Consider the following 10871-nt stretch of genomic DNA (forward strand, 5'->3'; position numbering starts at 1 on the left):
CACTGAACAAAGTGTTAGTTCAGTGCTTTTTGTTAATGATTATTTACTTCTATTGCTAAAATCGGTAAAATTCCCTCCCTTATATCTTATAAAATATGCAGAGCTGTGAAATTTGTTGTTGAAGAACTCGCTATATGGATAAAGCCCGAACAGCGACAAATAAAAGAGAGTAATTGGTTTGATTCCTCTGTATTAAATCTTAGTTGGGTGCCTGCTATGCAGCGACGCCGAATGACTTCCTTTATTAAAATGGCACTCTTTAGTGCTCATCAAGTAAGCACTCAAGGTAACTATGTTAATTTACCGAGTGTTTTTTCTTCTCGCCACGGTGATTTTCACAAAACGTCTAACCTACTTATTGATGTAGTAAATGATCAGCCACTGTCGCCCACTGGTTTTGGGTTAAGTGTGCATAATGCCGCATCGGGACTTTTTGGGATAATACAGGGTAATACAAGTGCTACAAATGCTATAGCTGCAGGAGCCGAAAGCTTTATTTATGCACTCGTAGATGGCTTTGTAAGACTTGCTGATAACGATCAGCAACACATGTTAATAGTTCATACCGACGAGACTCTCCCCGATATTTACGCTCAGTACGCCGATGAACAGCAAATAGCACACTCTATTGGTTTAATAATAAGAGCGCCGCAAAAAGTCGAACCCCATTTTAGTTTAAACAAAGTATTTAATACGGGCATGGAAAAAAGCGACTTACCAATGAGTATTCAATGCGCTAAAGCTTTGTATGAGCGAAGCAATATATTACTTGTTCATAACACGCTTGAGCACGATTGGCAGCTTACATACCATGCTTAAAAATGTACAAAGGTTATGTGGGTTGATTTGGCGGATTATTGCTACTGCATTTTGCTTTTCAGTTTTTGGGGTTGGTGGTTTAGTATTAGCCTTTATTGTTTTTCCTGCTCAGCGCCTATTTCAAAGTGACTCAGTTAAACAAAAGATTAAGGCTCGAAAAACAGTACATTACAGCTTCAAATGGTTTGTTATTTTAATGCATGTAACGGGCGTTATTCGATTTCATGTCAACGATAAAGCAAAAATTGAAGGCTTAAAAGGGCAACTGATATTAGCAAACCATCCTTCTTTAATTGATGTTGTTGTTTTAATTTCGGTAGTAAAAAATGCAGATTGCGTAGTAAAGGCGCATTTATTTAAAAATCCTTTTATGCGCGGCGTTATTAAAAGCACCGGCTATATAAGTAATGACGATCCGCAGGAGCTATTACGAGAATGCGAGCGCAGTTTGCAAAAGGGTAATAACTTAATTGTATTTCCTGAAGGGACACGGACAGAGCCTCACAAAACATTAAAGTTTAAACGAGGCGCTGCAAATATTGCAATTAGATGTCATGCGCCCATTACTACTTTTTTAATTAAAATGAAGCCAAACACTTTAACCAAAGGCACACCTTGGTATAAGGTCGCGCCATATCAGGCGCATTTTACAATGGGGCTTGCGAGCCAGCAGTTTAATTGTGCAACGTACGACAGCGATATGCCTGCGATGCAATCACGCCAATTGACTAAAGATTTACAACATTATTTTACACAAGAGCTAAAAAATATATGAGCGAATTAAAAGAACAAATAAAACAACTGATTATCTCAAGCCTTGACCTTGAAGACATGACCACTGCTGACATACAAGATGATGACGTTTTATTTGTAGATGGCCTAGGGCTAGACAGCATAGATGCATTAGAGCTTGGCCTTGCGATAAAGAAGCAATTTGATGTGAAAATAGATGCAAACTCTGATCAAACTAAAGCGCACTTTGCCTCAGTTAATTCTTTAGCAAAATTTATTGAACAAGCACGTTCTTAATATATAAAAGTAGGAAGAAAGATGAAAACCGCTGCTGAAATTTATGATGTATTACACGGCATTTTAGAAAACGAATTTGAAATAGACCCAGAAGATATTAGCTTAGAGGCTAACCTGTACCAAGATCTTGATTTAGACAGTATTGATGCAGTTGACTTAGTTGTGAAATTAAGAGAAATCACAGGTAAAAAAATTGAGCCTGATGCCTTTAAGCTTGTGCGCACAGTGCAAGACATAGTCACCGAAATAGAAAAGTTAGTTAACTAATACTATGTTAAAAGCAGTTTTAACAACGTTAATTATGATTTGCTTGGCTTGCTACCCTATTATTGTGTACGTAGGTCTTACGCGTTTTAATAGTCAGATTATTACAGTATTACTGCTATTTTTACTCGGGCTTAGACTTTGGTTAAGCAGAGCCTTGTTTGATAAAATGCCGTGGTTAAAGCCCGCTACATTTTTAGCTGCCATTACTATTTTGATTTCCAAGGTAATGGATAGCGACTTAGGGCTGCGTTTGTATCCCGTAATCATTAATTTAGTTATGTTAGTTGTGTTTGCGTATTCTTTGTATAAAGGGCCTTCTATTATTGAAACCCTTGCGCGCATTACTGAGCCCTCACTTGATGAAAACGGTGTGATTTATACAAAAAAAGTAACGCTAGTGTGGTGTGTTTTTTTTGTATTAAACGGTGGTATTGCCCTGTACACCAGTATTTTTAGTAGCCTAGAAACCTGGGCTTTTTATAATGGTTTTATTGCTTACTTAGCTATGGGCACATTGTTTGCTATAGAGTGGCTAGTCAGACAAAAAGTAAAAAGGAACGCCGGTGTTTAATGCTTTTCAAAGTAATGCGATAAGAACATGTTTTAATCATACTGATAATGATATTTCGGAGCGTCAGTTTGTTAGTGATATAAACGAAGTTTTAGCAAAGCTATCAACGTTAAATGCTAAATCATCGGTTGTTTTATACACCACAGACACCTACAAATTTGCCGTGTACTTATTTGCTTTGGCACTACACGGAAACACAGTGATTTTGCCGCCTAATGGGCAACCTGCAACGTTAAACTCCTTGCTTAAACAAACACCTTTTTTTATTGGTGAGTCTGAATTAGTAGCCGATTTAGAGGCTGATTTTTTAGATATAGGAACCTTAGTCAATCAACCTCACTTTGTATCTATTGAAACAATTAAATGGCCTCAAGAAGGCACAATTGTTTTTTACACGTCGGGCTCGTCGGGTAAAGCAAAGCCAATTGTAAAAACGTGGCAGGTAATAAATAAAGAATTAAGTACATTAATTAATAGCTACGCACTGATTGATAATACTATTTTTATAGCGAGTGTTTCGCATCAGCATATATACGGCTTATTGTTTAGATTATTGTGGCCATTACGTGCAGGAAAGGTTGTAAATACAGAGCTATTGCATTACCCAGAACATATAGCTACAAAGCTCAAGTTATTTAAAAAAGTAGTGTTTGTTTCAAGCCCAGCGCAGTTAAAACGGTTATGTATTGATAATGTTTTAGTGGATGATAAGTCTCATTTACAATGGATTTTTTCATCAGGCGGACCGCTATTAAACGAAGATGCTGTATCGTTGTTTACGCAATTAAATAAACCAGTTACACAAGTTTTTGGTAGTACCGAAACCGGTGGTATTGCATATCGACAAGTTACTTCACTTGAAAAGGTTAGCCTTTGGCAGCCATTTTCGGGTATTAAAGTACGGGCTTTGGATGATCAGCGTTTAATTTTAAACTCACCGCTCGTTCGCGACAAAAATTACCCTTTAGATGATAGAGGCGAAGTACTTAAAAATGGTCAATTTAGACTATTAGGCCGATTCGACCGAATTATAAAATTAGAAGAAAAGCGATTAAGTTTAGATGAGCTAGAACAACATTTGTGTACTAGTGAGTGGGTAAGTGAAGCTAAAGTAATCGCCTTGCCTGGTGAGCGATTAATTGTAGGCGCTATTGTTGTGCTTACGCATAAAGGGCAGATGTTTTTTAATGGTGACGGTAAGTTAGCTACAAATAATTTATTAAAAGCGCATGCATTAGTGCGCTTTGAGCGAATTTGTATCCCTAAAAAGTGGCGTTTTGTAGAGCAATTACCATACAACTCACAGGCAAAGTTAAATTTAAAAGCATTGGAGAGTCTTTTTGCAAAAGTTGACTAAAACACATCCTGATTTACTGTCTTGTGAAAAAGCAGAGCAAAAGTATAAATTAAGCTTACTAGTTCCTCATGATTTAGATTATTTCAAAGGACATTTTACGGATGGCCCAATACTCGCAGGTGTTGTGCAATTAGACTGGGCTGTGGCTGCAATTTGTAAATATTATAATGTTCAGCAACCTGTTAAAAATGTTGAAGTATTAAAATTTCAGGTAGTGATTACCCCAGGTATAACAATCGAATTATTGCTTGAGCAAAAAGCAGAGAATAAATATACCTTTTCGTATAATTCAAACAAAGGACAGCATGCATCTGGCCGTGTTGTTTTTGATAGCCTGATAAATGAATAACTTTTGTATTGTTATCCCAAATTATAATCACGTTACGGTTATTGATGATGTACTGAGCCAATTATCGTCATTTAATCTTCCTATTATTATGGTTGATGACGCAAGCAACGCCGAAGCTAAAAATGTGTTCAGTAAGCTTGATGCAAAACACGCGCAGTTGAGTGTAGTTGCCCACGACGATAATCAAGGCAAAGGCGGCGCGGTACAAACAGGCTTAAAGCAGGCACATAAGCTAGGTTTTTCGCATGCGATACAGATTGATGCAGATGGGCAGCATGACTTATCTGATATTAAAAAACTAATAGCGCTTTCAAACGCTCAGCCTAAAGCGCTTATAAGCTGTTGCCCAATATATGACGATTCAGTGCCTAAACACCGTTATTTAGCACGTTATTTAACGCATGTTTGGGTATGGATTGAAACGTTAAGTTTTACAATTGTAGATTCAATGTGTGGCTTTAGAGTGTATCCGCTTGAGCAAAGTACAAAGCTAATTGATGAGGTATCGCTTGGAAAACGCATGGATTTTGACCCCGAAATTTTAGTGCGTTTATATTGGCGCAATGTGCCTTTTGTATTTTTACCTAGCCAAGTAATTTACCCCGAAAATGGGCTTTCTCATTTTCAGCCATTACACGATAACGTGCGTATTTCGTGGTTACACACCCGCTTGTTTTTTGGAATGTTGATTCGCTCTCCTGTGTTAATTTGGCATAAATTAAAGAGGCGTTATGGCGGCTAAACACTGGTCTAAAATGCAAGAGCGCGGTAATTTCTTAGGTATTCAAATACTGTTATTTGCTCATGAATTACTGGGTAGAAAAGGGCTGTGGATTGTTTTGTTTCCTGTGGTTTTTTATCTTTTTTTAACAGGAAAAGTAGCGCGTGTAGCATCTAAAGTGTTTTTAGAGCAAGTTAATGTTTACCAAGGCTGCAAACAACCTGTTACGTTTAAAATGCAATTAACGCACTTTTGCAGTTTTGCAGATAGCGCATTAGATAAAATTGATGCTTGGCTTGGGCGAATAACTCAACGTGATATTAAATACACGAATGAGCATTTATTTGCTGAGCTAGATGAGCAAAATCAAGGGGCTATTTTTATAGGTTCCCACTTGGGTAATTTAGAGGTGTGCAGGGCACTTAGCCAGCACCGCAGCAGTAAAAAAATAAATGTACTGGTGTTTACCCATCACGCTGTTGAATTTAATAAAATGCTTAAAAAGATTAACCCAGATGTGTCGGTTAATTTAATACAAGTGACTGATATGGGGCCTGACTTAGCTATTTTACTAAAAGAAAAAGTAGAGCAGGGAGAAATAATCGTTATTGTTGGCGACAGAACAAGCACAACAACGGCTTCTCGGTCGGTACAGGTACCATTTTTAGGCAAAAATGCCCCATTTTCACAGGGGCCTTTTATATTAGCCGCGCTGCTTGATTGCCCTGTTTACTTTTTGTTTTGTTTAAAAGATAAAAAAAGCAAAAAGTATCAAGTGATATTTGAACATTACAGCCAATCATTAAAAATGCCTCGACGAGAGCGACAGCAGGCGCTAACACTTATTATTACTGACTATGCACAGCGTTTGAGTTATTACGCAGCTTTATATCCTTATCAGTGGTTTAATTTTTACGATTTTTGGAAAAGTGATCAGCAGGTAGTGCGCGATCAATCAATGGAGAACAAGTGTGACTGAACAAAATATACAGCTTTTTGGCAATCAGCGATTATCAATTGAAGATATTGTTCGAGTTGCCTTTAATGAAACACAAGTGCAATTAAATAGCTGTGAAACTTTTAGCGTTAAAATTAATAGCGCTTTGCGTTTTTTAGACACACTTTTAAAAGAAGATGGCGTAATTTACGGCGTTACTACTGGTTACGGTGATTCTGTAACGGTGGCTGTACCCCTTGATTTAGTTGATGAATTACCTCTGCATTTAACTCGCTTTCACGGCTGTGGACTCGGGGATGTATTTAATAAAGTGCAAGGGCGTGCAATTTTAGCGACCCGCTTAACATCACTTTCACAGGGCTACTCTGGTATTAGCTGGGAAATGCTGCACCTACTTAAAGATTACTTAAATAACGATATAGTGCCAGTGATCCCGCAAGAAGGGTCAGTAGGTGCCAGTGGCGATTTAACACCGTTATCTTACGTTGCAGGTGCGATGGTAGGCGAGCGTGATGTGTTTTACAAAGACCAAGTACGTAACAGTGCTGAAGTTATGAATGAAGTTGGCTTAGAACCTCTAACACTAAGGCCAAAAGAAGGTCTTGCCGTTATGAATGGCACAGCGGTAATGACTGCATTAGCGTGTTTAGCGTTTGATAGGGCTAATTACTTAGCTAAACTGGCGAGCCGTATTACTGCATTATCAAGTTTAGCGCTTAAAGGAAATAGCCATCATTTTGATGAGATATTATTTTCAGTTAAGCCACATCCTGGGCAGCAACAAATTGCACGTTGGATAAGAGAAGATTTAAACCATCACGATCACCCTCGTAATGCAGACAGACTTCAAGATAGGTATTCAATCCGTTGTGCACCCCATGTTATTGGTGTGCTGCAAGACAGTCTTCCGTTTTTTAGGCACATGATAGAAAACGAGCTTAACTCAGCAAACGATAACCCAATAATTGACGGCCAAGGTGAGCATGTATTACACGGCGGGCATTTTTACGGAGGCCACATTGCAATGGCAATGGATAGCATGAAAACAGCCGTTGCAAACCTTGCTGATTTAGCCGACAGACAAATCGCTTCTTTGGTTGATACTAAGTACAACAATGGGCTTCCTTCAAACTTGTCTGATAGTGCACCAGAGCGCCGTTATATTAATCATGGTTTTAAAGCGGTTCAAATTGGCTGTAGTGCTTACACAGCAGAGGCATTAAAACTAACCATGCCGGCCAGCGTTTTTTCTCGCTCTACGGAGTGTCATAATCAAGATAAAGTGAGTATGGGAACTATTGCGTCTCGCGATTGTTTACGTATTTTACAGCTAACAGAACAAGTGTTAGCAAGTACGTTATTAGCCAGTATTCAAGGTGTTAGATTGCGTATAAAACAAGGCGATCTTGAGTTTTCGACTTTAACGCAAGATATGCAAAACATGTATACCGATATAACTGATTACTTTGAAAACCTCACTGAGGATAGACCAATGGAAGCCGTGCTAAGGCAAACAATAGGGTATATTCAAACTAAACGTTGGGCGTTGTATGAATAGTAAAGGTGCATTATTAACGCATGTTGTAGAAATTGAAATTCCATTTCATGACTGCGATCCAATGAATGTTGTATGGCATGGTAACTACCCACGTTACTTAGAAGTAGCGCGCTGCGAGTTACTGCGTTTATTTGATTATGATTACCCACAAATGCATGAATCGGGCTACGCGTGGCCTATTGTTGATATGCAAATAAAGTATGTCGCCTCAGCAGTATTTACTCAAAAAATTAAAGTAGCGGCTTATTTAAAAGAATACGAGAATAGACTACGGATTGATTACGTAATCACTGACTCGCTAACTAATAAGCGCCTTACTAAAGCCTCAACCACGCAAGTTGCGGTTGAGGTTAGCTCCAAAGAAATGCAATTTGAATCACCCGCTATTTTATTTAATAAGTTAAAAGCGGTTTTGAATTAAATTTTTATTTTATAGGCGATTAAATGAATTTTTTAAAATGTTTTACATTGAGCATAGCCATTAGCTTTTTACTGTTTTGCTCTGTAGTAAATGCAGCAGTTATTAAAGGTGAGTTTAAGCAATATAAGCAATTTAATGGATTTGCTAAGCCTTTTATTTCGTCGGGTGTTTTTTCGTTAATTGACGAAAAGCTAATTTGGCAAGTGAAAATGCCTGTTGAGAGTATGCTCATAATAGAAAACGGCAAAGTGCTTGCACAAAATGCCAATGGTGAGTTAATACCACAACCCGGTAGCGAGCAATTTGTAGGATTACTGAGTGACTTACTTAGCGTAAATATGAGTGCGCTGGAAACACGTTTTGACATTGCTAAAATGCAAGACAGTTGCACACAGTTAATACCAAAAGAAGCGATGCTAAAGCAATTATTTAGTGATTTTATTTTATGTGAAACTGCTAAGCAAGTGAGTAGTATTACACTAAATGAGCACTCAGGAAATAACACAAAAATTGAGTTTACTTATTCCAAATAAAATTATGTTTTTAAATAAAGCAGTGGTTAATTAAGGGAATAGTGCAGTGACAAAACGAATTACCGTTATTGTAGGGTGGTTTAGCAGTTTAATTTTACTTTTTGCTGCAGCTTTTTGGCTGTCTAAACCAACGTTTAGCGCCGATATGTTTAGCTTATTGCCAAAGTCGCACTCCCAAATTGCACATGCTGAAGATGTCTTTTTTCAGCAAAATGCTAACCGTATTATGTTCTCGTTTGCAGGAAATAATAAAAATAAAGCATTTGATGATTTCCAAAAATGGCTTGACGATAATGCAATTAAAAGCACATTTAACTTTCCGTCCGTTAACGATTTAGCGCAAACATTCTCACCTTTCAAACATGCGTTATTAAGTGATACTTACAAGCAAACATTAAGCAAAAAAACAACGTTTGAACATTATTACCTTGAGCAATTAAATCAGTTAGGCAACCCATTTGTAAGTGCTACCTTAAGCAAAGATACAAGTTTGAGCCTAGCGGCATTTATAGGAGATAACTTAAAACAAAGCCAATTGTTTACGCTTGAACAAGGTCGTTTAACTCGACGTTTAAAAGGCGTTGAATACCGTGTCATTTTGGCAAACTTAGCGCCTGAAAATTTAGGGGTTAATAAATCAATTGATTTAGCTGGCGCGATAATTAAACAGATAAATATACTTAATAAAACCTACCCTGATTTAAGCATTACTTACTCTGGTGTGCTATTTCATACGGCTGAAAATGCTGAACAAGCTAAATACGAGATGAGCCTGTTTGGTGGCATTAGCTTATTAGCCCTTATTGTTATGGTATTTTGGGTGTTTAGGCGTTTAAACAGTATTTTATTAGCAAGCTTTACCGTACTGAGTGCACTTATTGGCGGCGCTATCGCTATGGTGTTGCTGTTTAAGACTATTCATTTATTAACGCTTGTTTTTGCAGTTACCTTGATTGGTATTGCCATTGATTATGCATTTCATGGTATGACTGATTTAGCCAAAAAAGAGTATGAAAAAGGCTACAGCAAAGGGACACAATCTGCGCTTTTACTCTCTCTTATTACGACTACGTTGGGTTATTGTTGCTTACTAGGTGCGCCACTAACGTTATTATCTCAAGTTGGCGTGTTTGTTATTGCGGGTTTAGTGAGTGCTTGGCTATTTACAGTTTTAGTTTTGCCATTGTGGCAATCTACACTCAGGTTATCGCCTTCGAGTTTATTGATGAGTCAAAAGCTCATTAAGGTTTTTTTATACTGCAATAGTTTAAAAAAACCGATACTCATTACATTATTAGCCCTTATAAGTGCGTTATTTTTAATAAAACCTATTAGCTTTAATGATGATGTAAAGCTATTAAATGCAAGCTCCGAACATTTAATGCTAAACGAAAAAAAGCATTTGTTATTACTTGGGCAGTGGGATAGCCAAATTGTTTTTATGTTTGCAGATAGCGACGAAGCGCTTTTACAAAAACAAGAACAATTTTTAAAACGCTTAACCCAACTAAACCCTAATTTTAAACATAATAGCATTAGCCATTGGTTGCCTAGTTTACAAAAGCAGAGGGATAACCAAGCCTTGTTTGAACAGGCTAAAAACAAAGGGACTTTGGATATTGCAGAGCGCGTTACAGGGCAAGCGTTAGTAAGTACAAAGGCACCGTTATTAACTTATGAAACACTCGCCACGAGTACATTTAAACCATTACTGCTTTCTCAAATGGTTGTTGAGTCAGAACAATCGATAACGTGGGTGTCTATTTCGGGTATTTCATCTGATCAACTAATTAATGAGGTTGAAAAAAACAATGGAATTTACCTTTATAATAAACCTAAACAAATTAGTGCTTTATTAAGTGATTACCGTGAATATTTACTATTAAGCCTAGTGCTTGCGGGTTTTATTAGTTGGCTGCTTTTTAGTTGGCGATTTACGATTAAGATAGCGCTGCTGCAGGTGACCATTTTATCTGTTGTGGTGTTGAGCATGCTTTGGGTATGTAATGCGATTCAAGGTAGCTTGTCGTTATTTAATTTACTCGGTGCGTTACTTGTTATTGCCTTAGCAATTGATTACCTCGTTTTTTATCAAATAAATAAGTTAGAGCCCAAAAATGTGTTAGCGATTAGCTTATCGGCTGCGTCATCAATGTGGGTATTTGGGATGTTGAGTGCATCTGATACACCGGCTATTTTTAGCTTTGGGCTGAGTGTAATGGTAGGGATTTTAGCTATTTACTTTTTATCACCGCTGAGTGTTTTAAAGCCTCAAAAGGAACAATAAT

13 protein-coding genes are annotated in these 10871 nt (G+C 37.5%); all 13 read left to right on the forward strand.

Translation table 11 applies throughout. From position 1 onward, the window contains the following. Positions 1–105 precede the first annotated feature (105 nt). Genes GQR54_RS03520 through GQR54_RS03580 form a run of 13 tightly spaced genes read left to right on the forward strand, consistent with a single transcriptional unit; the run spans position 106 to position 10870 of the window. Positions 106–819: a beta-ketoacyl synthase chain length factor gene (locus GQR54_RS03520; protein ID WP_197193163.1), complete on the forward strand. Its 714-nt coding sequence runs from the start codon at positions 106–108 to the stop codon at positions 817–819. After that, positions 812–1594 (forward strand): lysophospholipid acyltransferase family protein, encoded by a 783-nt coding sequence (locus GQR54_RS03525; RefSeq protein WP_197193175.1) that lies wholly within the window; start codon positions 812–814, stop codon positions 1592–1594. Before GQR54_RS03520 ends, GQR54_RS03525 begins: the two co-directional genes overlap by 8 nt. Continuing rightward, positions 1591–1848 (forward strand): phosphopantetheine-binding protein, encoded by a 258-nt coding sequence (locus GQR54_RS03530; protein WP_166376544.1) that lies wholly within the window; start codon positions 1591–1593, stop codon positions 1846–1848. Before GQR54_RS03525 ends, GQR54_RS03530 begins: the two co-directional genes overlap by 4 nt. Positions 1849–1869: 21 nt before the next feature. Beyond that, positions 1870–2115 carry an acyl carrier protein gene (locus GQR54_RS03535; RefSeq protein WP_002958648.1) on the forward strand — a complete coding sequence of 82 codons (246 nt, stop codon included), beginning with the start codon at positions 1870–1872 and terminating at the stop codon, positions 2113–2115. 4 nt (positions 2116–2119) lie between these two features. After that, positions 2120–2686, forward strand: coding sequence for a hypothetical protein (locus GQR54_RS03540; RefSeq protein WP_166376545.1), 567 nt, complete (start codon positions 2120–2122; stop codon positions 2684–2686). Then, the gene (locus tag GQR54_RS03545; protein ID WP_166376546.1) at positions 2679–4043 is read left to right on the forward strand and encodes an AMP-binding protein; all 1365 of its coding nucleotides are present in this window, start codon (positions 2679–2681) and stop codon (positions 4041–4043) included. Before GQR54_RS03540 ends, GQR54_RS03545 begins: the two co-directional genes overlap by 8 nt. Further along, positions 4027–4392 (forward strand): thioester dehydrase, encoded by a 366-nt coding sequence (locus tag GQR54_RS03550; protein WP_166376547.1) that lies wholly within the window; start codon positions 4027–4029, stop codon positions 4390–4392. Before GQR54_RS03545 ends, GQR54_RS03550 begins: the two co-directional genes overlap by 17 nt. Next, positions 4385–5134 (forward strand): glycosyltransferase family 2 protein, encoded by a 750-nt coding sequence (locus GQR54_RS03555; RefSeq protein ID WP_166376548.1) that lies wholly within the window; start codon positions 4385–4387, stop codon positions 5132–5134. The genes GQR54_RS03550 and GQR54_RS03555 overlap by 8 nt, the downstream gene beginning before the upstream one ends. Next, entirely contained in the window at positions 5124–6092 is a 969-nt protein-coding gene (locus GQR54_RS03560; RefSeq protein ID WP_008137192.1) for an acyltransferase, read from the forward strand. Before GQR54_RS03555 ends, GQR54_RS03560 begins: the two co-directional genes overlap by 11 nt. Beyond that, positions 6085–7629 (forward strand): aromatic amino acid ammonia-lyase, encoded by a 1545-nt coding sequence (locus GQR54_RS03565; RefSeq protein WP_166376549.1) that lies wholly within the window; start codon positions 6085–6087, stop codon positions 7627–7629. The genes GQR54_RS03560 and GQR54_RS03565 overlap by 8 nt, the downstream gene beginning before the upstream one ends. Next, a complete protein-coding gene (locus GQR54_RS03570; protein WP_007580812.1) occupies positions 7622–8050 on the forward strand; it encodes an acyl-CoA thioesterase in 429 nt (142 codons plus the stop codon). Before GQR54_RS03565 ends, GQR54_RS03570 begins: the two co-directional genes overlap by 8 nt. Before the next feature lie 23 nt (positions 8051–8073). Continuing rightward, entirely contained in the window at positions 8074–8583 is a 510-nt protein-coding gene (locus tag GQR54_RS03575) for an outer membrane lipoprotein carrier protein LolA (protein ID WP_024593019.1), read from the forward strand. 46 nt (positions 8584–8629) lie between these two features. Then, a complete protein-coding gene (locus GQR54_RS03580) occupies positions 8630–10870 on the forward strand; it encodes a transporter (RefSeq protein ID WP_166376550.1) in 2241 nt (746 codons plus the stop codon). Position 10871: the final 1 nt, after the last annotated feature.

Origin of the sequence: Pseudoalteromonas sp. Z9A4 (assembly GCF_011378845.1) — a bacterium.
Taxonomy (GTDB): domain Bacteria; phylum Pseudomonadota; class Gammaproteobacteria; order Enterobacterales; family Alteromonadaceae; genus Pseudoalteromonas; species Pseudoalteromonas arctica.

Bases quoted from the DNA above. Each gene is read 5' to 3' on its own strand.
- GQR54_RS03525 (WP_197193175.1), top strand. From the start codon at position 812: ATGCTTAAAAATGTACAAAGGTTATGTGGGTTGATTTGGCGGATTATT.
- GQR54_RS03530 (WP_166376544.1), top strand. From the start codon at position 1,591: ATGAGCGAATTAAAAGAACAAATAAAACAACTGATTATCTCAAGCCTT.
- GQR54_RS03535 (WP_002958648.1), top strand. From the start codon at position 1,870: ATGAAAACCGCTGCTGAAATTTATGATGTATTACACGGCATTTTAGAA.
- GQR54_RS03540 (WP_166376545.1), top strand. From the start codon at position 2,120: ATGTTAAAAGCAGTTTTAACAACGTTAATTATGATTTGCTTGGCTTGC.
- GQR54_RS03555 (WP_166376548.1), top strand. From the start codon at position 4,385: ATGAATAACTTTTGTATTGTTATCCCAAATTATAATCACGTTACGGTT.
- GQR54_RS03560 (WP_008137192.1), top strand. From the start codon at position 5,124: ATGGCGGCTAAACACTGGTCTAAAATGCAAGAGCGCGGTAATTTCTTA.
- GQR54_RS03570 (WP_007580812.1), top strand. From the start codon at position 7,622: ATGAATAGTAAAGGTGCATTATTAACGCATGTTGTAGAAATTGAAATT.
- GQR54_RS03575 (WP_024593019.1), top strand. From the start codon at position 8,074: ATGAATTTTTTAAAATGTTTTACATTGAGCATAGCCATTAGCTTTTTA.